A 20,263-nucleotide genomic window follows, 5' to 3' on the forward strand; every position below is an offset into this window, starting at 1 on the left:
CCGGGCGCTCAGCCGGTTCACGGGCCCCGGGCCGCACACCTGTGCGGTCACTCCCCGTAGCATCCAACCCTGCACGCCGGGGCGGGGTGCGGGACAAAGTAGTCTTGAGCCCATGCCCGAACGCCGTACCGTCGCCCTTGTCACTCTTGGCTGCGCCCGTAACGAGGTGGACTCGGAGGAGCTGGCAGGCCGCTTGGCAGCGGACGGCTGGGATCTCGTCGAGGACGCCTCGGACGCGGATGTCGCCGTCGTCAACACCTGTGGATTCGTCGAAGCCGCCAAGAAGGACTCGGTCGACGCCCTGCTCGAAGCCAACGATCTCAAGGATCACGGCAGAACCCAGGCCGTGGTGGCCGTCGGCTGCATGGCCGAGCGCTACGGCAAGGACCTCGCCGAGGCGCTGCCCGAGGCGGACGGAGTCCTCGGCTTCGACGACTACGCCGACATCTCCGACCGCCTCCAGACGATCCTCAACGGCGGCATCCACGCCTCGCACACCCCGCGTGACCGGCGCAAGCTGCTGCCGATCAGCCCGGCCGAGCGGCAGGACGCCGCCGTCGCGCTGCCCGGCCACGCCCAGGAGATCGCCCCGGCGCCGGCCGACCTCCCCGAGGGTGTCGCCCCCGTCTCCGGGCCGCGGGCCCCGCTCCGCCGCCGCCTGGGCACCAGCCCGGTGGCCTCGGTGAAGCTCGCCTCCGGATGCGACCGCCGCTGCTCCTTCTGCGCCATCCCCTCCTTCCGGGGCTCCTTCATCTCGCGGCGCCCCTCGGACGTCCTGGGGGAGACCCGCTGGCTGGCCGAGCAGGGGGTCAAGGAGGTCATGCTGGTCTCCGAGAACAACACCTCCTACGGCAAGGACCTCGGCGACATCAGGCTCCTGGAGACCCTGCTGCCCGAGCTCGCCGACGTCGAGGGCATCGAGCGGATCCGCGTCAGCTACCTCCAGCCCGCCGAGATGCGCCCCGGACTGATCGACGTACTCACCTCGACACCGAAGGTCGCGCCGTACTTCGACCTCTCCTTCCAGCACTCCGCACCCGGGGTGCTGAGGGCCATGCGACGCTTCGGCGACACGGACCGTTTCCTGGAGCTCCTGGACACCATCCGGGGCAAGGCACCGCAGGCCGGCGCCCGGTCGAACTTCATCGTGGGCTTCCCCGGTGAGACGGAGGCCGACCTCGCGGAGCTGGAACGCTTCCTCACCGGTGCGCGCCTCGACGCCATCGGGGTCTTCGGCTACTCCGACGAGGAGGGCACCGAAGCCGTCGGCTACGAGGACAAGCTGCACGCCGACGTGATCGCCGAGCGGCTCGCGCACATCTCCCAGCTGGCCGAGGAACTGACCTCGCAGCGCGCCGAGGAGAGGGTCGGCGAGACCCTTCAGGTCCTGGTCGAATCCGTGGAGTCCGAGGAGGACGGACCGGTCGCGGTGGGCCGTGCGGCCCATCAGGCACCGGAAACGGACGGCCAGGTCGTCTTCACCGCACGCGAGGGCCTCGTCCCGGGCCGTATGGTCGAAGCGAAGGCAGTGGGCACCGAGGGAGTGGACCTCGTGGCCGAACACCACGAGCTTGCGGAGGCAGCCAGATGACGGGAGCCCCGGCATCCGCGGCAGGCGGCTCCGGCGCGACGCCGGTACCCCGCGGCGGCAAGCTGGGCGCGGCGGCCGTCAACCAGGCCGGCCTGTGGAACATCGCCAACATCCTCACCATGGCGCGGCTCCTGCTGGTCCCGGGCTTCGTCCTGCTGCTCCTGCACAACGGCGGCGACGACCCGGTCTGGCGCTCGTTCGCCTGGGCGGCCTTCGCCGTGGCGATGATCACGGACCTCTTCGACGGCCATCTCGCGCGCACGTACAACCTGGTCACCGACTTCGGCAAGATCGCCGACCCGATCGCCGACAAGGCGATCATGGGGGCGGCCCTGATCTGCCTGTCCGTCCTCGGGGACCTGCCCTGGTGGATCACCTCGGTCATCCTGTTCCGGGAGATCGGGATCACCCTCATGCGGTTCTGGGTCATCCGGCACGCGGTGATCCCGGCCAGCCGCGGCGGGAAGCTGAAGACCCTGGCCCAGGGCACGGCCGCCGGCATGTACGTCCTGGCGTTGACGGGGCCGCTGGCGACCTTGCGCTTCTGGGTGATGATGGCGGCCGTCGCGCTGACCGTCGTCACCGGGCTCGACTACGTGCGGCAGGCCGTCGTGCTGCGCCGCAGGGGCCTGGCGGCCGAGCGGGCCGCGGCCCTGGAGGCGGTCGTCGTGGCCGCGGACGGCGCGGCCCCCGTCGCCGCCGTGGTGCCGTCCGAGTCGCCCGAGGTGGTCGCCGTGGTGACCGCGACGGGCACGGCTGAGGGTGCGGGCACCGAAGACGGGGGCCCCGAGAGCGTGGAAGACGCGGCCGGGCGCGCCGGTACGGTCCCGGGTGTGCCCCAGGGCGCCGGGGAGCAGGTCGCCGGGGCCCGTGGCGCGACGGACGTCGAGCGGTGACCTCGGCGGCGGCCCGGGTGCTGGGGCGGTTGCGGGAGCGCGGTGAGACGCTCGCGGTCGCGGAGTCCCTGACCGGCGGCCTGGTGGCCGCGGAGCTCACGGCGGTCCCCGGTGCCTCCCACTCCTTCCTGGGGTCCGTCACGGCCTATGCCACGCTCCTGAAGCGGGACGTGCTGAAGGTGGACGGGGACCTGCTCGCCGAGCGGGGCGCGGTGGACCCCGACGTGGCGGCGGCGATGGCCGCCGGAGTACGCCGGGTGCTGGGAGCGGACTGGGGGGTGTCCACGACGGGGGTCGCCGGACCGGAGCCCCAGGACGGGAAGCCGGTCGGCACCGTCTTCGTGGCGGTCTCCGGACCCGGCGGGGTGCGGAAAACGGCCGAGCTGCGGTTGAACGGCGGACGGGCGGACATTCGTAGAGAGAGCGTACGGAGCCTGCTCGAACTGCTCTCCGGCGAACTCGCCGGTAACGCGGGGGCACAGGATACGGAACAGAACGGGGGGAATTGATGTTTACAGCCCTGAGTGAACACGACATCGCTCCCCGCACGGCCGCAGCACAAGGCGGTACGGTGGGGCGTGAAGGATGCGGCTACGCGGTCCGAGGAGGGAGCCACCGATGATTCTGCTCCGTCGCCTGCTGGGTGACGTGCTGCGTCGGCAGCGCCAGCGCCAAGGCCGTACTCTGCGCGAAGTCTCCTCGTCCGCCCGAGTCTCGCTCGGCTATCTCTCCGAGGTGGAGCGGGGGCAGAAGGAGGCATCCTCCGAACTGCTCTCCGCCATTTGCGACGCGTTGGACGTACGGATGTCCGAGCTCATGCGTGAAGTGAGCGATGAACTGTCGCTGGCTGAGCTGGCCGCGTCGGCGGCGGCCAGTGATCCGGTGCCTGTGCCGGTACGCCCGATGCTCAATTCCGTCTCCGTCACATCGGTCACAGGCGTGCCGACGGGACGGGTGACCATCAAGGCGCCCGCGGAAGCGGTGGATGTCGTCGCCGCCTGACCTGCGCGGTTCCTGGTGAACTGAAAGCCCCGGTCAACCCTTCAAGGCCGGCCGGGGCTTTGTCGTGGGCAGGTGTGCCAGGCGGTTCGCGGGGCAGGTGGGGGGTGAGGCAGGGAGGCGTTCTGCGGAACAACCTCCCCGAATGACTCTTTTGTGTGATTTGTGCCATCGTGGACGGGTGGTACGCCGCACAGCGATCTGATCGGAGAAGTGGATGTCTGTCGTGAAGAGCCCCCTGTCAGAGAGCGACCGCGCGGTCGTGGGCGACGCCCTGCAAGGCGCGCTCGTCGACCTGATCGACCTCTCCCTCGTGGCCAAGCAGGTCCACTGGAATGTGGTCGGACCGCGATTCCGGTCCGTTCACCTCCAGCTCGACGAGGTCGTGGACACGGCGCGGCAGCACTCGGACACGGTCGCGGAGCGGGCCTCCGCGGTCGGGGTCAACCCCGACGGGCGCTCCAGGACCCTGGCGAAGACCACGGCCATCGATGTGGTGCCGGACGGCTGGATCAAGGATTCGGACGCGGTACGGGTGCTCGTCGACGCCCTCAAGGTGGTCATCGACCGGATGCGGGAGCGGATCGAGGCGACCGACGCCCCCGACCCCGTCAGCCAGGACATCCTGATCACGCTGACGGCGGATCTGGAGAAGCACGCGTGGATGTTCCAGGCGGAGAGCGCCTGACCGTCCCGCCCCCCACGTAACGGAACCCGAGGAGAGGAGTCGTCATGACCGACAAGAACCCCATGGACAAGCTCAAGGGCAAGGCCAAGGAGGCGACCGGGAAGCTCACCGGTGACCGCCGCAAGGAGGCCGAGGGCAAGGGCGACCAGGCGAAGGCGAAGGCGAACGACGCGATGGACGGAGCCCGCGACCGCGCCAAGGGCCTGAAGGACTCGTTGACCGACGACGACGGGCGTTAGCGCCCGCCACGCGGTCCGTACGCCCTCGGCGTGGGGACCGCGCCGTCGTTTCTGTGCCCCTGCCGGTATCCGGCGGGGGCACCGTTGTGCGAGGAGCGCGGGACGCGCGTGGGATGCAGACGGGTCGGCCGCGGGAGAAACTGCCCAGAGTGCGGTGGGCAGGGCGCCCCTGGGGCGGCTTGTGGCTTCCGGTTCCGTGCGGGGCGCGCGCTCGTGCCCCGGGCCGTCGTCGCGCACGCCGGTAGTGCGCCGATGCGCCCTCCCGGCCTGAGACCGGGCCGTACTAGCGTCGGCCGGAGGAGGCAGCCATGGTGCGGCGACGGGTGCCGGCGGTGGTCCTCGGTGGCGTGTGGTGGTGGGCCGTGCTGCGGCTGGCGCTGGAGCCCGACCACGCGGGTCTGGTCGAGGGCGCGGTGGCGGCGGGCGGATGGGGGCTGAGTCTGTTGCCGGTGCATGTGGCGGCGACCGTAGGGCCCGCCGACGACGGGGCGCCTGTGGGAGACCGGCAGCCTGCGGACGAGGAGGCGCCTGTGGAGGGTGGCGGGGCGCCCGTGGAAGGGGGCGGCGAGTGGCCGGCCGCCGGGGGCGGGGCCGCCAGGGAGCCGGAGGCTGAGCGTTCCACCCGTGGCGGGACGGTTCCCTGACGAGGCGGACGTATGAGCGGTGGTACGGGTCCGGCCCGGAGGGGGGCAGCGGCGCGGTCGCCTCAGAGGGTGGGGCCTGTCTGGAGGGGGAGCGGCACGGTCTCCTCAGGGGGTGGGTCCTGCCTGGCAGCCCGGACACCAGTACGTGGGCCGGTTGTCCCGTTCGACTCTCCGCACCGGCGTTCCGCAGCGCAGACATGGGTGACCACCCCTGCCGTAGACGAACAGCTTGTCCCGGAACCGACCGGGCTCGTTCCGGGGACCGGGTTCATGAGAGCGGCCCGGCTCCCGTAGGCGGCTCCGGGCGGAGGTGACGACAGGCGCGGTCGTGGTGCGCACGGGCCGGTCGCGGTTGGCTTCCAGCAGGTGCTGGGCGGTGCGGACCAGACGGGGCACCGTGGACGGTGGAAGTCCGCCCACGGGCAGCCAGGGCGTGACACGGGCCAGGAAGCAGAGCTCGCACATGTAGACATTGCCGATTCCGGCGAGGTTGCGCTGGTCCAGCAGCGCCTCTCCCAGCGGGCGGCCGGGGGTGGCCAGCAGATTGCGCTCGGCGGTCTCCGGGTCCCAGTCCGGGCCCAGCAGGTCGGGGCCGAGATGGCCGACGACCTGGTCCTCGTCCCGGGTGCGGAGAAGCTCCAGCACGGGCAGGCGGTAGCCGACGGCCGTACGCTCCGCCGTCTGGAGGACGGCACGGATCTGATGCGCGGGACCGCCGTTCCAGCGCTCTCCCGGGGCGTAGAGGCGCCACGCCCCCTCCATCCGCAGATGGCTGTGCAGCGTGAGGCCGCCCTCGACGCGGGTGAGGAGGTGCTTCCCGCGCGCGGTGACGTCGAGGACCGCGCGGCCGCTCAGATCGGCCGTGGCGAACCGGGGGACCCGCAGATCCGAACGGGTCAGGACGTGGCCTGCCAGCGCGGTGTCGAGACGCCTGGCCGTCTGCAGGACGGTGTCACCTTCGGGCATGCCTCCATCATGCGCGGCCCGGCACGTGCCCGGCAGGCGCTCGGCACGTGCCTGTACCGCGTGCGGGACGCCGACGGCTCGCGGGATGTTGCCGGTATACGGCAGGGTCGGCGGCTTGCGGCACGGCTGCGGGGCTGCGGGGTCACGTCGGGCGAGGGGCCGGGGCCGCGCGCGGTCGCTGTCAGGCGCGCAGGCGCAGTCCTCTCGGTGTGGCGAGGAAACCGGCGGCCTCCAGAGTGCGGCCCAGCGGCGAGGTGAGGGAGGAGGCGCCGTTGGTGCGCTCCACCGTGACCGTGCCCAGCCTCCCCGCACGCGCCGCCGCCGCGAGCGCCTCCGCCGCGGCGACGAGTGCGGGCGCGTCCGGTTCGGTCGTCCACGCCAGGAGGGACTTTCCGCCGCGCTCCATGTACAGCGTCAGCTCACCCTCGACGAGGACCACCAAGGCCCCGGCCTTGCGCCCCGGCTTGTGTCCCGCCCCGTCCGGGGACTCCGGCCAGGGCAGGGCCGCACCGTAGGCGTTGGCCGGGTCGGCCGCGGCGAGTACCACCGCGCGGGGCGCGGCGTCCGGGTCTCTGCGCTCGCGGGCGGTGGACACCGACCTGAGCCGGTCCACCGCGCCGTCCATCGCGAACTGCGCCGCCCCCAGCCCCTCGACGACGTACCCCCGGCGGGCCTGGCCGCTGTCCTCGAACGCGGCGAGCACGCGGTACGTCGCGGAGAACCCGCCCTCGACGCCCTCGGCCTGCACCGCTCCACGGGTCACCACGCCGTGCCGGTCGAGGAGCGTACGGGCCAGGGCATGCGCGCGGTGGGTGGGGTCGGGCCGGGCCGTGGGAAACAGGGACCAGCGGCCCGAGACCGTGGGCGGGCCGGTACGGGAAGCGGGGCGGGCCGCTCCCGTCAGCGTCCCGTAACGCCCGCGCGGGACACCGCGCTTCGCCCGGTGCGCGGTGGAACCGGCCGTGCGGCCCGACCCCAGGAGCGAGCGCAGCGGTGCGAGGGTGTCGTTGGTGAGCCGGCCGGACCAGGCCAGGTCCCAGAGCGCGTCGGCGAGTTGGGGATCGGTGCAGTCCGGGTGGGTGGTGGCCCGCACCTGATCGGCGATCTGACGGAAGAACAGGCCGTATCCGCCGGAGAGGACGCCGAGGACCGACGCGTGCAGGGCGGTCTCCTCCAGCGGGCGCGCCGGCGGCAGCAACAGGGGCGCGCTGTCGGCGAGGTAGAGGGAGAGCCAGCCGTCCTTGCCCGGGAGCGCCCCCGAACCGGCCCACACGACTTCGCCGGTCGTGGTGAGTTCGTCGAGCAGGGCGGGGGTGTAGCCCGCCACCCGGCTCGGCAGGATCAGCTTCTCCAGGGCCGACGCGGGCACCGGGGCGCCCTGCAACTGCTCGACGGCCCGAGCCAGTCCGTCGATTCCACGCAGACCGGTGTCGCCCACGTGCTGCCACTGGGGGAGGAACCCGGCCAGCGCGGCGGGCGGCACCGGCTCCAGCTCCTGGCGGAGGGCGGCCAGCGAACGGCGGCGCAGACGCCGCAGGACGGTGGAGTCGCACCACTCCTGGCCGATTCCGGCCGGATGGAACTCACCCTGGACCACCCGTCCCGAGGCGGCGAGCCTCTGCAACGCCCCTTCCGTGACCGCTGTGCCGAGACCGAAGCGGCTCGCCGCACCGCTGGTGGTGAACGGACCGTGCGTACGGGCGTAGCGGGCGAGGAGGTCGCCGAGCGGGTCCTTCACCGGTTCGGTGAACGCCTCCGGAACGCCTACGGGCAGCGCGGTGCCCAGGGCGTCCCGCAGCCGGCCCGCGTCCTCGATCGCCGCCCAGTGGGCCGCCCCGCCGATGCGGACCTCGATGGCCCGGCGGGCCGCCGCCAGCTCCGGTGCCCACTGCGGCCGCGCGCCGCGCTCGGTGAGTTCCGCGGTGGTGAGGGGGCCCAGGACGCGCAGGAGGTCGGCGATTCCCTCGACGTCCTTGATCTTCCGGTCGTCGGTCAGCCACTGGAGCTCCCGCTCCAGCTCGCCGAGGACGTCGGCGTCCAGCAGCTCGCGCAGCTCGGCCTGGCCGAGCAGTTCGGCCAGGAGACGGGAGTCGAGCGAGAGGGCGGCGGCCCGCCGCTCGGCCAGCGGGGAGTCGCCCTCGTAGAGGAACTGGGCGACATAGCCGAAGAGAAGTGAGCGGGCGAACGGCGAGGGCTCCTGGGTGGTCACCTCGACGAGGCTGACCCGGCGGGCCTCCAGGTCGCCCATCAGTTCCGTGAGGCCCGGGACGTCGAAGACGTCCTGGAGGCATTCGCGGACCGCTTCCAGGACGATCGGGAACGAACCGAACTCGGACGCCACCTGGAGAAGCTGGGACGCCCGCTGCCGCTGCTGCCACAGAGGGGTGCGCTTTCCCGGGCTCCGGCGGGGCAGCAGCAGGGCCCGCGCCGCGCACTCGCGGAAGCGGGAGGCGAACAGGGCCGACCCGCCCACCTGGTCGGTGACGACCTGGCCGATCTCGCCCTTGTCGAAGACCACGTCGGCGGCGCCCACAGGAGGCTGCTCGCCGTCGGACCCGCCGGGGAGGACGGGGGCCCGTGTGCCGCCGGGGTCCTCCGCCCTCCCGCCGGATTCCGCCTGGACCGGGTCGAAGTCGAGGAGGTCGAGGCCCATCAGGTCGGCGTCCGGCAGCCGCAGCACGATGCCGTCGTCCGCGTGCATGACCTGTGCGTCCATGCCGTACCGCTCGCCGAGCCGGGCGGACAGGGCGAGCGCCCAGGGGGCGTGCACCTGGGCGCCGAACGGCGAGTGCACCACGACGCGCCAGTCGCCCAGTTCGTCGCGGAACCGCTCGACGAGGACGGTCCGGTCGTCGGGGACGTGACCGCACGCGCGGCGCTGCTCGTCCACGTACGACAGGATGTTGTCGGCGGCCCAGGCGTCGAGCCCGGCGGCGAGCAGCCGGAGCCTGGCGTCCTCGGCGGACAGCGCGCCGATCTCGCGGAGGAACGCGCCCAGCGCACGCCCCAGCTCCAGCGGGCGGCCCAGTTGGTCGCCCTTCCAGAACGGCAGCCGGCCCGGTACACCCGGGGCCGGCGAGACCAGGACCCGGTCCCGGGTGATGTCCTCGATCCGCCAGGACGTGGTGCCCAGCGTGAAGACATCGCCCACCCGGGACTCGTAGACCATCTCCTCGTCCAGCTCACCGACCCGGCCGCCGCCCTTCTTGGGGTCGGCGCCGGCCAGGAAGACCCCGAAGAGCCCGCGGTCGGGAATGGTCCCGCCGGAGGTCACGGCGAGCCGCTGGGCACCGGGGCGGCCCGTGACCGTGCCCGCGATACGGTCCCAGACCACCCGGGGACGCAGCTCGGCGAAGGCGTCGGAGGGATAGCGGCCGGCGAGCATGTCGAGCACGGCCGTGAACGCCGACTCGGGCAGCGAGGCGAACGGGGCGGCGCGGCGGACCAGGGCCAGCAGGTCGTCGGCCTGCCAGCTGTCGAGCGCCACCATGGCGACGAGCTGCTGGGCGAGCACGTCCAGCGGATTGGACGGGATGCGCAGGGCCTCGATGGCCCCCTCACGCATCCGTTCGGTGACGACGGCGGCCTGGACGAGGTCGCCGCGGTACTTCGGGAAGACCACCCCGGTGGACACCGCGCCGACCTGGTGTCCGGCCCGGCCGACCCGCTGGAGCCCGGAGGCCACGGACGGCGGCGACTCGACCTGGATCACCAGATCGACGGCGCCCATGTCGATACCGAGCTCCAGACTCGACGTGGCGACCACGGCGGGCAGCCTGCCCGCCTTCAGGTCCTCCTCGACCTGGGAACGCTGTTCCTTGGACACCGAACCGTGGTGCGCGCGGGCGAGGACCGCGGGCGCCCCCCTGGCCGCGCCGGACTGGGCCATGACCTCGGCCGGGGCGTGTGCCTCGGGCAGCGGCACGGCGGGGCCGTCCGCGTCGAAGGCGGTGCCGGTGGCCCGCTCGTAGGCGATCTCGTTGAGCCGGTTGCACAGGCGCTCCGCCAGCCGCCGGGAATTGGCGAACACGATGGTCGAGCGGTGGGACTGGACGAGATCGACGATCCGCTCCTCGACGTGCGGCCAGATCGAGGGCTTCTCCGCCTGTCCGGCCCCGTCGTCCGTCGCGGGGGAGCCGCCGAGCTCCCCGAGATCCTCCACGGGCACCACGACGGAGAGGTCGAACTCCTTGGCCGACCGGGGCTGGACGATCTCCACCTTCCGCTGCGGCGACAGGTACCGCGCCACCTCGTCGACCGGGCGGACCGTCGCCGACAGGCCGATACGCCGCGCGGGCCTGGCCAGCAGCTCGTCCAGCCGCTCCAGCGACAGGGCGAGATGGGCACCCCGCTTGGTGCCCGCGACCGCGTGCACCTCGTCCAGGATCACCGTCTCGACCCCCGCGAGCGCCTCCCGGGCCGACGAGGTCAGCATCAGGAAGAGGGATTCGGGGGTGGTGATCAGGATGTCCGGAGGCCTCGTCGCCATCGAACGCCGCTCGGCCTGAGGGGTGTCCCCGGAACGGATCCCCACCCGCACCTCGGGCTCCGGAAGTCCCAGGCGCACCGACTCCTGACGGATACCGGTCAGCGGTGAGCGCAGATTGCGCTCCACGTCCACCGCGAGGGCCTTCAGCGGGGAGACGTACAGCACACGGCAGCGCTTCTTCGCCTCGGCGGGTGGTGGTACGGCCGCCAGCCGGTCCAGCGAGGCGAGGAAGGCGGCCAGGGTCTTGCCCGAACCGGTCGGCGCGACGACCAGCACGTCCGAGCCCTCGCCGATCGCCCGCCAGGCACCCTCCTGAGCCGCGGTGGGCGCGTCGAAGGCGCCCGTGAACCAGCCACGGGTCGCGGGCGAGAACGAATCGAGTGCTGAGCCGGCCATGCCCACCATCGTGCACCCCGGCACTGACATCGACCGGGCGCACGCCCCCCGCGTCCTCCGCGCTCCACCCCACAGGGCAGCCGCCGCCCGCCCCGGACCTGCGAGAATCCAGCCATGACGGCACCAGGAGCGGCGAAGGAGTGGGCACGGCACTGGCAGTACGCCGAACTGCCGGACCTCGACCTGCTGCGGGCCCGCTACGTACGCCACACCTTTCCCCGGCACAGCCACGAGGGGTACGTCTTCGGCTCCGTCACCCGGGGCATCGAGGACGTCGGACTGCCGGGCGGCACCGTCCACGCCGGTCCCGGCAGCGTCGTCATGATCAATCCCGAGGTGCCGCACACCGCCCGCGCGGGCGTGCCCGACGGCTGGGTGTACGCCACGCTCTACCCCTCGGTCCGGGTGGTCAACGACATCGCCGCGGATCTGACGAGCCTGCGCGGCACGGTCGGGTTCTCCAGGACCAGCGTGATGGACCCGCACGCCGCTCGGCTGATCGCGGAGGTCCACCGGGCGGCCGAGGAGGGCAACGCGCTGGCCGCGGACAGTGTGCTGCGCGTCCTGGTCGCACGGTTGCTGGAGAGCCACGGCACCGCGCTGCCCGCCCGGACGCCCCACTCGGCCGGTTCCCGGGACGCGGACCGCGCCCGCGCGGTGCTGGAGGAGCGGATGGACCGGCCTCCGACCCTGGAGACGCTCGCGGCCGAGCTGGGCACCAGGCCCTTCGCGCTGCTGCGTGCCTTCAAGAAGCGGTACGGGATGCCGCCGCACACCTGGCTCACCGACGCCCGGGTGCGGCGCGCCCGCCGCATGCTCGACGAAGGGACGGCCCCCGCCGAGGCCGCCGTCGCGGTCGGCTTCGCCGACCAGCCCCACCTCAACCGGCACTTCACCCGCATCGTGGGTGTGCCCCCGGGCGCCTACCAGCGGGAACGCGCAAGAACGTACAAGACGGGCCCGGAGCCCCCGCCGTAGCGTCCCGGGTGTGGCAGAACAGACAGCATCATTCCCCCAGCCCACCGGAGCCCCCGGTGCCCCACCGCCGCCGGACGGTGGGAAACCGGACGCCGCGGTCGTCCGGGACGCCCTCGGCGTCGGTATCGCCGTGGGCCTGTCCGGCTTCGCCTTCGGAGTCACCTCGGCGGGATCCGGCCTCACCCTGCTCCAGACCTGCGCCCTGAGCCTCCTCGTCTTCACCGGGGCCTCGCAGTTCGCCCTCGTGGGCGCGCTCGCGGCCGGCGGCAACCCGTACACCGCGGCGGCCGGCGCGTTCTTCCTCGGCGTACGCAACGCCCTCTACGGGCTGCGGCTCTCCCAACTGCTCTCCCTGCCACGCCCGCTGAAGCCGCTCGCCGCCCAGTGGGTCATCGACGAGACGACCGCCGTCACCCTGCCCCAGCCCACCCGGCGGGCCGCGCGCATCGCCTTCTCCGTCACCGGGCTCACCCTCTACGTCCTGTGGAACCTCACCACCCTGCTGGGCGCGCTCGGAGCGGAGGCGCTCGGCGACACCGAGACCTGGGGGCTGGACGCGGCCGGCCCGGCCGTGTTCCTGGCCCTGCTCGCGCCGATGCTCAAGAGCGCCACGGAACGCGTGACGGCGGGACTGGCCGTCCTGCTCGCCCTGGGACTGCTGCCGGTGCTGCCCGCGGGCGTGCCGGTCCTGGTGTCCGCACTCTCCGCCCCGGTCGTGCTCTTCCTCATGGGGCGGGGCGGCGACAGGGGCCCGGACGTGTCCGGGCCCACGACGAAGCCCCGGGAGGGCGCGTGAACATCTGGATCGCCGTCGGGCTCACCGCGGTGGGCTGCTACCTGGCCAAGCTCCTGGGACTGCTGATCCCCGCGGGTGTCCTGGAACGTCCGCTCGTCCAGCGGCTCGCGGCGCTCCTGCCGGTCGCGCTGCTCGCGGCCCTCACCGCCCAGCAGACCTTCGCCGACGCACAGCAACCGGTGCTGGACGCCAGGGCGGCGGGGCTCGCCGCAGCGGCTCTGGCCCTTGTCCTGAGGGCGCCCTTCCTGGTCGTCGTCGGGGTGGCGGTCGTGGTCACCGCGGGCGTACGGGCGCTGATGTAGGCCCGGCGCCTCTCGGCACAGGTGTACGGGGGCCTCCTGCGGGCCCGGCGCCTCAGCGTGGGCGGCGCCCGTAGGCCCGCAAGGTCCGCAGGGCCCTGAGTGTCACCAGGGGCCGCCCTTCGAGCTCGGTGCCGGGCGCCCACTGCCGCCAGGTGACCGGCCAGCCGCCGTCCGGACACTGTTCGGCCTCCAGCCGGTCCAGCGACCCGTCCAACTCGTCCTCGCTGAACCAGCGGCGCGCGAGCGACCCGGGCGTGCGCGCGTAGTCGTACGGGAAGTGGTGCTCCCCCGGGGCGTAACCGGGCGCCACCGGGTACTCCGCCCGCCGCCGGGGGTCCAGCACCACGAGGCGCTGTTCACGCACCAGCTGGCCGAGCCGGTCGGCGGCGGCCTCCGCTCGTGCCCGGTCCGGCACACCGTCCAGGAAGGCGAGGGCCGCCTCGATCTCGTACGGATGAGACCGCTCCAGCGCGTCGACGGCGGCCCAGCAGAAGTCGGTGGCCCGGAACAGCCACGCGTGCCACACCCGGTTGCGGTGCAGCAGTCCGACCACCGGGCCGGTCGCCAGTAGTTCGGCCGGCGGGTCGTCGACGACGGGGACGAAGGGCGCGGCGGGGTAGCCGCGCTGCGACGGGAGCACGGCGGGCAGCGCGCCCTCCTTGGTCGACACCCCGGTCAGGTAGCGGCAGACGCGTTCCACCCGGGGACCCGCGCACCGGCCGATCGAGTCGAGGACGCTGAGCGCGTGAGCCGTGTGCGTCGGCTGGCTCACGGGCCCCCGGAGATCGGGTTCCAGGGCGTGCCCGTAGCCGCCGTCCTCGTTGAGGTAGGCGGCGAGCGCGGTCTCGACCGCGTCCGCGCTCCCGTCCAGGAAGAGGTGGGAGAACCGCCGCTGTTCCAGGACGCGTGCGGTGAGCCAGATGAACTGTTCGGCGCGGGCGAGGGAGTGTGCTCCGGTTCCAGCCATGGACCGACCGTAGAGGGGAACGGGCCGCCCGCAGGGCGTACCGGCCCGGCTGCACTCTCAGGAGCGGGATACTGGAGTCATGCGGTTGACGATTTTCTGGGAGCGGATGGCCGACCACTTCGGCGAGGCCTACGCGGACTCCTTCGCTCGCGATCATGTGATGGCCGAGCTCGGCGGACGTACGGTCCAGGAGGCGCTGGCCGCGGGCTGGGAGACGAAGGACGTCTGGCGCGGGGTCTGCGCGGCGGTCGGCATCCCCGCGGACCGGCGCTGACCCGGGATCCGTGTGCTCCCCTGACTGACGCGCTTTCCGAACCGGCAGGCTCCGGGGCAGCGGAGCGGGCAGGGCAGGGCGACGGGTAGGCGAGACTTGTCCCGTGGCATCGACAGACGAGATCGACCAGAACCAGCAGCCCACCACACCGCCCGTTCCGCCGGCCGCGCCGCCCCACCGGCCCGGTCCCGTGCGCATGCCGGGGTGGCTGCCACGCGCGATGCTCCTGGCCCTGGTGTTCTACGGATGCTTCCAGCTGGGCAGCTGGGCGTTCTACCAGCTCATCGGATTGCTGACGAACATCGTCATCGCCTTCTTCCTGGCCCTCGCGGTCGAACCCGCCGTCGGGCGCATGGCCGACCGGGGGATGCGCCGCGGGCTCGCCACGTTCCTGGTGTTCCTGGCGGTGCTGATCGCCGGAGTCGGCTTCGTCGTGCTGCTCGGCTCGATGCTCGCCGGGCAGATCGCCACCATGATCGAGGACTTCCCCAAGTACCTCGACTCGGTGATCAACTGGAGCAACCAGACCTTCGACACCGAGCTGTCCCGGGTCGGGGTGCAGGACAGCCTGCTGCACTCCGACTGGCTGCAGAAGTACGTCCAGAACAGCGCCACCGGGGTGCTCGACATCTCCACCACGGTGCTCGGCGGGCTCTTCCGGCTGCTCACGATCTTCCTGTTCTCGTTCTACTTCGCCGCGGACGGCCCGAGGCTGCGGCGGGCGCTGTGCTCCGTGCTGCCGCCCGCCCGGCAGGCCGAGGTGCTGCGGGCCTGGGAGATCGCGGTCGACAAGACCGGTGGCTACCTCTACTCACGTGGCCTGATGGCGCTGGTCTCCGGTGTCGCCCACTACGTCCTGCTGGTGTTCCTCGACGTGCCCTACGCGCCCGCACTCGCCGTCTGGGTCGGCCTGGTCTCCCAGTTCATCCCCACCATCGGCACCTATCTGGCCGGCGCGCTGCCCATGCTGATCGCCTTCACCGTCGATCCCTGGTACGCGGTGTGGGTACTCGCGTTCGTCGTGATCTACCAGCAGTTCGAGAACTACATGCTCCAGCCGAAGCTCACCGCCAGGACGGTCGACATCCATCCCGCCGTCGCCTTCGGCTCGGTCATCGCCGGCACCGCGCTGATGGGTGCCGTCGGCGCGCTGGTCGCCATCCCGGCCGTTGCCACCCTCCAGGCATTCCTGGGCGCCTACGTGAAGCGCTACGACGTCACGGACGATCCGAGGGTGACCGGTGGGCACCGCTGGCGGCGTGGTGAGCCGGTGCTGTCGCGGGTCCTGAGCGGGATGCGGAGGAGGGGGAGCGCGGGCGAGGGCGGCCACCGCGACGAGACCGGCGGGGACGGTACGGCGGGGGACGGCGCGCCGAGTGGCGCTTGACACCAAAATCGAACATCCATTCATATGGAGGTTCCGGCCGGTGTTTCCCGGTCCCCGGCCGCGGAGTTTTCCACAGGCCGGAAGGACGTCGAGGCCCATTGTCAGTGGCAGGGGTTAGCGTCTGTGACGTGAAGCGATCGACACAAGCAAATCGGGTGGAACCCATGGCAGGAACCGACCGCGAGAAGGCGCTGGACGCCGCGCTCGCACAGATTGAACGCCAGTTCGGCAAGGGTGCGGTGATGCGCCTCGGCGAGCGGCCGAACGAACCGGTCGAGGTGATCCCCACCGGATCGACCGCGCTCGACGTCGCGCTGGGCGTCGGCGGCCTGCCGCGCGGCCGTGTGGTGGAGGTGTACGGGCCGGAGTCGTCCGGTAAGACGACGCTGACGCTGCACGCCGTGGCGAACGCCCAGAAGCTCGGCGGATCCGTGGCGTTCATCGACGCGGAGCACGCTCTGGACCCTGAGTACGCGAAGAAGCTCGGCGTCGACATCGACAACCTCATCCTGTCGCAGCCGGACAACGGCGAGCAGGCGCTGGAGATCGTGGACATGCTGGTCCGCTCCGGCGCGCTGGACCTGATCGTCATCGACTCCGTCGCGGCCCTGGTGCCCCGTGCGGAGATCGAGGGCGAGATGGGCGACTCGCACGTGGGTCTGCAGGCCCGCCTCATGAGCCAGGCGCTCCGTAAGATCACCAGCGCGCTCAACCAGTCCAAGACCACCGCGATCTTCATCAACCAGCTCCGCGAGAAGATCGGTGTGATGTTCGGCTCACCGGAGACCACGACCGGTGGCCGGGCGCTGAAGTTCTACGCCTCCGTGCGTCTGGACATCCGGCGCATCGAGACCCTCAAGGACGGCACCGAGGCCGTGGGCAACCGCACCCGCGTCAAGGTCGTCAAGAACAAGGTCGCACCGCCGTTCAAGCAGGCCGAGTTCGACATCCTCTACGGCCAGGGCATCAGCCGTGAGGGCGGCCTGATCGACATGGGCGTGGAGCACGGCTTCGTCCGCAAGGCCGGCGCCTGGTACACGTACGAGGGCGACCAGCTGGGCCAGGGCAAGGAGAACGCCCGCAACTTCCTCAAGGACAACCCGGACCTCGCCAACGAGATCGAGAGGAAGATCCTCGAAAAGCTCGGTGTCGGTGTCCACGCGGAGACCTCGGCGGCGGAGCCCGCGGCAGACGGCGCGGTGACGGCCGGGGCCACGGCCGACCCGGCGGCGAAGTCGGTGCCGGCTCCCGCGACCAAGGCCAAGCCCGCCAAGGCCGCAGCGGCCAAGAGCTAGGCCGTGACGCGCCGTACGGAGTGGCCGGGCACCGAAGGCGGCGGTGCCGGGAGCGAATCCGCCGTGGAGCCGGTCGCGAGCGCCTCGGGGCCCGGTGCGGAGGCCGGGTCCGGCCGGGGGGCGGGCCGCAGGTCCCGCTCCCGTACCGAAGACCGCGGTTCCCCCCTCTCGTCGAGGGCCGGGAAGGGGGAGCCGCTCGACCCCGCCGAGCAGGCGCGCAACATCTGCCTGAGGCTGCTCACCGGGACGCCGCGCACCCGTAAGCAGCTCGCGGACGCCCTGCGGAAGCGGGAGATCCCGGACGAGGCGGCGGAGGAGGTGCTCTCGCGGTTCGAGGACGTCGGCCTGATCGACGACGCCGCGTTCGCCGACGCCTGGGTCGAGTCCCGGCACCACGGCAGGGGGCTGGCGAGGCGCGCGCTCGTGCGGGAACTGCGCACCAAGGGCGTGGACTCGACGGTGATCGACGAGGCGGTCGGGCAACTCGACTCCGAGCAGGAGGAGGAGACCGCCAGAGCGCTCGTGGCCCGCAAGCTGCGTTCGACCCGAGGCCTGGACCGCGACAAGCGGCTGCGCCGGCTGGCGGGCATGCTCGCACGGAAGGGATACGGGGAGGGAATGGCCCTGCGTGTGGTGCGTCAGGCGCTTGAGGAGGAGGGGGAGGACACGGAAGGGCTGGACGAGCCCTTCTGACACCGGGCGGCCGGGGCCCGGCGGAGGTGGTTCTCGACGAGTGAGCGATCGGGGTGTGAGCAGGGGGCGCGAGCGAGGACGCGGGGGAGGGCTGCGGGGTGCGGGGGCTGGCACGCGGTGAGCGGGACGGTGGTTGAGGGGGCGACGCGTGCGGGAGCCGGTGGTGTGACGAGGGGGCCCGAGGCAGGGCATGTTCCGAGGCGGGGCGTGTGCGGTACGGGGCAGCGTGACGACGGGTTTCAGGGCCATGCGCCGCGCGTAGGGGCGGGGCGCTGAGACTGGCTCGGCGGTGGCGGAGGGGGCCATCGCGGAGCCGGAGAACCCTGCGGCGTCCTGGGCCGGCCCGCCCGGCGGGGGCCGGGCGACACCGGGTCCGGTGAGCGGGGCCGGGCGAGACCGGGCCAGGTGAGCGAAGCGGGTTCGGGCCGTGCGTGGGGGGCGGCTGCCCGGCCTGTCCGGCACTCTCGGTCGACCGGTCCGGGTGTTGTCTCCGGTCGGACGGTCCGCCCTGCGGGGAGAGCGCGAGAGTCAGTGTCCCGCCCGTGAGGCCCGGAGGATCGTGGCGTCGAGCAGGGACAGGGCGTCCGATGCCGTGCGTCCCGGCTGACGGTTCCAGGGGCCGATCAAGTCGTTCCAGCCCTGGGAGCGGAGTTCGGTGATCAGCCAGGCTCCGGCCCGGTCCACGGTTTCCAGCGAGCCGTAGCCCAGCCGGTGCGCCGTCAGCATGGCCCCGCACAGGCAGCGTGCGCCCCGGGCGTTCCGCAACCGGTAGGGGGTGTTCTGCCAGCCCCACTCCGTGAGGATCTTCCGTGCGTAGCCGAGGTGTGTGGAGGGCCGTACATCGGGCTGCCCGATCCGCCGCCATGTGTGAAGGAGATCCGGCACCAGCGCGCCCAGGCGGCCGGGGAGCGGGCGCTCGCGCGGGAGTGAGGAAGGCAGGGCTCGCAGGGTTTCCTCCACGAGGCTGCTGACGGGCACCGAGAGCAGCCCACGCCACTCGGCCGGCTGACCGGCCTGACCGGGGTGTGCGGCGGCCTGACCGGTCTGACCGGGGTGTGCCGCCTGACCGGGGTGCGCGGGGTGTGTTGCCGGTGCCGGTGCTCGTGTTGGCGCCGGGGTGGCTGAGCCGGGGCGGGGCTTCGGCGGTACCCGTTCCGGTAGGAACGGCTCCGGCAGAACAGGTTCCGGCAGGACCGGGCGTGGGGCGGGTTCCGGAAACACCGGATCCGCAGCGGTGTACCGCAGGCCCAGGACGATCTGCCGCCACGCCTCCGTGTCATGGAGGCGGGCGGCCTGGGCGTCGAGTTGTTCGGGGGTGAGGGGAACGGTTTCCATCGCCACGACATCTCCGTACATTTCGGCCACATTGCTGAGCCGAATGTCCGTCGCGCGAGGAGATCGCTCCACCGGGGAGCGGCGTTCGGGTGTGTCAGGGCAGGAAGGCCGTCACGGGGGTACCGGATGTCACGCGGTGCTGGACGGCAGACGGCATGCGATACCAGAGGCCGGATACCGGAGGCCATGTCGCACCGGACGGCGTGAGGGTCCGGTGCGACACGCCGGTCGGGAGGTCAGCCGGGTCAGGGAGCGTGCGGGGGGACGACGACCGGCAGTCCGGCCGCGCGCCAGGCCTGGAAGCCGCCGATCAGGTCGGTGACCCGGTGCAGCCCCAGCTGTCGCAGGGACGCGACCGCGAGACTCGACGCGTATCCCTCGTTGCAGATCACCACGATCCGCAGGTCATGGCTCACCGCCTCGGGGGCGCGATGGCTGCCCCGGGGATCGAGACGCCACTCCAGTTCGTTGCGTTCGACGACCAGTGCGCCGGGTATGAGGCCGTCCTTTTCGCGCAGGGCCGCGTAACGGATGTCCACCAGCAGGGCTCCTTCGGCCGCGGCGGCTGCGGCCTGGGGCGGGGAGAGTCGTTCGTAGCCGGCCCGGATCCGCTCCAGCAGTTCGTCGATCCCCACCGGCTCCCGTCGGTCCGCGTCGTTGTCCCCGTACCCCGCGTGGTTCTCGCTCACTTCCAGTCCTCCGGGCGCTCGGTCTGCTCCAGGCGGAGCGTCGCGCCCGTGCGGCTGTACCGGCGGATCTGCGGCAGGGGCGGGTAGTAGGCGTGCACCGAGACGGCGTGTGCCCGCTCGGACTCGTTGAGGACCTCGTGCACGTGGTGCCGGCCGAACCCCCGGCCCTCACCTGCCCTCAACTCCCGGGTGCGGTCGATGCCTTCGTGCAGTTCCAGTGACTTCCAGCCGTCCGTGGGCAGTCGTGCGGCGAGGGAGTGCTCCCGCAAGGCGCCCGTGGCCACCGTGAAGGCCCCTGCCGACTCGGCGTGGTCGTGCCAGCCCGTGCCCGTGCCGGGCGGCCAGCCGATCAGCCATGCCTCGCTGCCCCCGGGGCCCTCCAGCCGGAGCCAGGTGCGGCCCTCGGGGTCGAGCGGCAGGGAGGCGACGAGAGCGGCGTCGTCAGCGGTCCGGCGGACGAAGTCGAGGAGTTCCGCGACGGTCGGGCCGCCGGAACCGGTGTCGGGCGACGCGGACGCGCGCAGTGCGGGAACGGGAGTGGTCGCCTGGCCAGGGGCAGGCGTGGGCATGGGCGTGGAGAGGGAAGACGTGGACACAGGGACCGTCCTGAGGGTTCGCGTGGAGGCGCGCCCGTGCGCG

The 20,263-nt window shown here is 72.5% G+C and carries 19 protein-coding genes and 1 pseudogene; 14 read left to right on the forward strand and 6 right to left on the reverse strand.

The window, feature by feature from the left end:
• Positions 1-112: 112 nt before the first annotated feature.
• From rimO to B9S64_RS24695, 7 genes and pseudogenes are all read left to right on the forward strand, one after another.
• Positions 113-1,591 (forward strand): 30S ribosomal protein S12 methylthiotransferase RimO, encoded by a 1,479-nt coding sequence (rimO, locus tag B9S64_RS24665; protein ID WP_028443725.1) that lies wholly within the window; start codon positions 113-115, stop codon positions 1,589-1,591.
• Entirely contained in the window at positions 1,588-2,487 is a 900-nt protein-coding gene (gene pgsA, locus B9S64_RS24670; RefSeq protein WP_103491905.1) for a CDP-diacylglycerol--glycerol-3-phosphate 3-phosphatidyltransferase, read from the forward strand. Before rimO ends, pgsA begins: the two co-directional genes overlap by 4 nt.
• The gene (locus B9S64_RS24675) at positions 2,484-2,996 is read left to right on the forward strand and encodes a CinA family protein (RefSeq protein ID WP_103491906.1); all 513 of its coding nucleotides are present in this window, start codon (positions 2,484-2,486) and stop codon (positions 2,994-2,996) included. Before pgsA ends, B9S64_RS24675 begins: the two co-directional genes overlap by 4 nt.
• Positions 2,997-3,105: 109 nt before the next feature.
• Positions 3,106-3,489, forward strand: a complete 384-nt coding sequence (locus tag B9S64_RS24680; protein WP_031080794.1) for a helix-turn-helix domain-containing protein — start codon at positions 3,106-3,108, stop codon at positions 3,487-3,489.
• Positions 3,490-3,703: 214 nt separating this feature from the next.
• Entirely contained in the window at positions 3,704-4,174 is a 471-nt protein-coding gene (locus tag B9S64_RS24685) for a Dps family protein (protein ID WP_103491907.1), read from the forward strand.
• Positions 4,175-4,218: 44 nt separating this feature from the next.
• Positions 4,219-4,413 (forward strand): CsbD family protein, encoded by a 195-nt coding sequence (locus B9S64_RS24690; protein ID WP_103491908.1) that lies wholly within the window; start codon positions 4,219-4,221, stop codon positions 4,411-4,413.
• 308 nt (positions 4,414-4,721) lie between these two features.
• A pseudogene (locus B9S64_RS24695) lies at positions 4,722-5,026 on the forward strand (hypothetical protein).
• A gap of 136 nt (positions 5,027-5,162) precedes the next feature.
• Here the strand turns inward: B9S64_RS24695 and B9S64_RS24700 are convergent.
• The gene (locus tag B9S64_RS24700) at positions 5,163-6,023 is read right to left on the reverse strand and encodes an Fpg/Nei family DNA glycosylase (RefSeq protein ID WP_103491910.1); all 861 of its coding nucleotides are present in this window, start codon (positions 6,021-6,023) and stop codon (positions 5,163-5,165) included.
• A 181-nt stretch (positions 6,024-6,204) separates the two neighbouring features.
• Entirely contained in the window at positions 6,205-10,908 is a 4,704-nt protein-coding gene (locus B9S64_RS24705) for a DEAD/DEAH box helicase (protein ID WP_103491911.1), read from the reverse strand.
• 114 nt (positions 10,909-11,022) lie between these two features.
• On the opposite strand from B9S64_RS24705, the gene B9S64_RS24710 reads away from it, so the two are divergent.
• Genes B9S64_RS24710 through B9S64_RS24720 form a run of 3 tightly spaced genes read left to right on the forward strand, consistent with a single transcriptional unit; the run spans position 11,023 to position 12,984 of the window.
• Entirely contained in the window at positions 11,023-11,886 is an 864-nt protein-coding gene (locus B9S64_RS24710) for an AraC family transcriptional regulator (protein WP_103491912.1), read from the forward strand.
• Positions 11,887-11,896: 10 nt separating this feature from the next.
• Entirely contained in the window at positions 11,897-12,682 is a 786-nt protein-coding gene (locus B9S64_RS24715; RefSeq protein WP_103491913.1) for an AzlC family ABC transporter permease, read from the forward strand.
• Positions 12,679-12,984 carry an AzlD domain-containing protein gene (locus B9S64_RS24720; protein WP_028443715.1) on the forward strand — a complete coding sequence of 102 codons (306 nt, stop codon included), beginning with the start codon at positions 12,679-12,681 and terminating at the stop codon, positions 12,982-12,984. The genes B9S64_RS24715 and B9S64_RS24720 overlap by 4 nt, the downstream gene beginning before the upstream one ends.
• Positions 12,985-13,036: 52 nt before the next feature.
• Here B9S64_RS24720 and B9S64_RS24725 read toward each other — a convergent pair whose 3' ends face one another.
• Positions 13,037-13,951, reverse strand: coding sequence for a hypothetical protein (locus tag B9S64_RS24725; protein WP_103491914.1), 915 nt, complete (start codon positions 13,949-13,951; stop codon positions 13,037-13,039).
• 79 nt (positions 13,952-14,030) lie between these two features.
• On the opposite strand from B9S64_RS24725, the gene B9S64_RS24730 reads away from it, so the two are divergent.
• From B9S64_RS24730 to recX, 4 genes are all read left to right on the forward strand, one after another.
• Positions 14,031-14,225 (forward strand): DUF3046 domain-containing protein, encoded by a 195-nt coding sequence (locus B9S64_RS24730; RefSeq protein ID WP_028443713.1) that lies wholly within the window; start codon positions 14,031-14,033, stop codon positions 14,223-14,225.
• 196 nt (positions 14,226-14,421) lie between these two features.
• The gene (locus B9S64_RS24735; protein WP_103491946.1) at positions 14,422-15,612 is read left to right on the forward strand and encodes an AI-2E family transporter; all 1,191 of its coding nucleotides are present in this window, start codon (positions 14,422-14,424) and stop codon (positions 15,610-15,612) included.
• A gap of 164 nt (positions 15,613-15,776) precedes the next feature.
• Complete coding sequence (gene recA, locus B9S64_RS24740; protein ID WP_103491915.1) at positions 15,777-16,907, forward strand: recombinase RecA; 1,131 nt, start codon at positions 15,777-15,779, stop codon at positions 16,905-16,907.
• 3 nt (positions 16,908-16,910) lie between these two features.
• On the forward strand, positions 16,911-17,600 hold the full coding sequence (gene recX / locus B9S64_RS24745) for a recombination regulator RecX (RefSeq protein WP_103491916.1): 690 nt from the start codon (positions 16,911-16,913) through the stop codon (positions 17,598-17,600).
• 528 nt (positions 17,601-18,128) lie between these two features.
• Here the strand turns inward: recX and B9S64_RS24750 are convergent.
• The 3 genes from B9S64_RS24750 to B9S64_RS24760 form a co-directional block, all read right to left on the reverse strand.
• Entirely contained in the window at positions 18,129-18,935 is an 807-nt protein-coding gene (locus B9S64_RS24750) for a hypothetical protein (protein WP_103491917.1), read from the reverse strand.
• A gap of 245 nt (positions 18,936-19,180) precedes the next feature.
• A complete protein-coding gene (locus B9S64_RS24755; protein ID WP_374936079.1) occupies positions 19,181-19,630 on the reverse strand; it encodes a rhodanese-like domain-containing protein in 450 nt (149 codons plus the stop codon).
• Positions 19,621-20,193 (reverse strand): cysteine dioxygenase, encoded by a 573-nt coding sequence (locus tag B9S64_RS24760; protein ID WP_103491919.1) that lies wholly within the window; start codon positions 20,191-20,193, stop codon positions 19,621-19,623. The genes B9S64_RS24755 and B9S64_RS24760 overlap by 10 nt, the downstream gene beginning before the upstream one ends.
• Positions 20,194-20,263 lie beyond the last annotated feature (70 nt).

Source organism: Streptomyces sp. SM18, assembly GCF_002910775.2.
Lineage (GTDB): Bacteria > Actinomycetota > Actinomycetes > Streptomycetales > Streptomycetaceae > Streptomyces > Streptomyces halstedii.